The organism is Pseudonocardia charpentierae (assembly GCF_031845345.1).
Classification (GTDB): Bacteria; Actinomycetota; Actinomycetes; order Mycobacteriales; family Pseudonocardiaceae; genus Pseudonocardia; species Pseudonocardia charpentierae.
Genome location: NZ_JAVREJ010000092.1, coordinates 1 through 1,091 on the forward strand (window position 1 = coordinate 1; position 1,091 = coordinate 1,091).

A 1,091-nucleotide genomic window follows, 5' to 3' on the forward strand; every position below is an offset into this window, starting at 1 on the left:
CTGAACCACCGCCCCATCTGAAATTTCTGCACGGCTCGGCCGACCGGCCGGCGCCGCGATGACACCTGCGCGTGTCACCTCTGCCCAGGAAGGGCTTTTCTCATGGACGACAACCAGACCACTGGCATGCCCGAAGCACTGCGGCTGATCAAGGCCGGCCAGCTCGACGAGGCGATCGGGGTGCTGCAACGCACCTTCGCCGGCGGGCTCCCCGCCGGCCACCGCGCACCCCCCACCGGGCAGCCGGGGCAGGGCCTGCCGGATCTGGGTGGGCTGCTGGGCAAGCTCCGCGGCGCACTCGGCTCAGCCCCAACCAGCGGCATGCCGGCCGGGCTGTCGGGTCTGCTGGGCAACCTGCCCGGCGCCGCCACCGGCGCGGGGCATCCGGGGGCGGCCGCGGCGGCGGCCGCGCCGGGTGGACAGATCCGGCACCTGAGCCACACCGAGGCGGCCGGGACGCGCAGCTACGACCTCTACATCCCCACCGGCTACACCGGCGGCACCGGTGAGCCGGTCCCGCTGGTGGTGATGTTGCACGGCGGTAAGCAGAACGCCCTGGACTGCGCCGCCGGAACCCGGATGAACGACCTCGCCGAGCAGCACACCTTCCTGGTGGCCTACCCCGAGCAGCCCACCTCGGCCAACCCGGGCGGGTACTGGAACTGGTTCAACCCCGCCGACCAGCAGGCCGGCGCGGGGGAGCCCTCGATCATCGCCGGGATCACCCGCGCGGTGATGGCCGAGCACCGGGTCGACCCGGACCGGGTCTACATCGCCGGGCTGTCGGCCGGTGGGGCGATGTCGGCGGTGATGGCCGCCACCTACCCCGAGCTCTACGCCGGGGTCGGGGTGCACTCCGGGCTGGCCTACCGGGCCGCCAGCGACACGGGGTCGGCGTTCGCGGCGATGCGCACCGGCGGGACCCCCGCCCCGGCCGGGCGGGTGCCGTTGATCGTGTTCCACGGCGACGCCGACGCGCTGGTGGCGCCGGTCAACGCCGACAACCTCGTCACCGCCCGCCTCGCCACCGCCGGCCCGGTGACCGCGGCGACCGACCGCGACGACCGGGCGAGGCGGGACGCGACCCGCAC

General features: G+C 74.6%; 1 protein-coding gene. It reads left to right on the top strand.

The features are described from left to right. Window positions 1-102: 102 nt before the first annotated feature. A partial coding sequence (locus RM445_RS31990; protein WP_311560603.1) for an extracellular catalytic domain type 1 short-chain-length polyhydroxyalkanoate depolymerase occupies window positions 103-1,091 on the top strand: 989 nt, incomplete at its 3' end.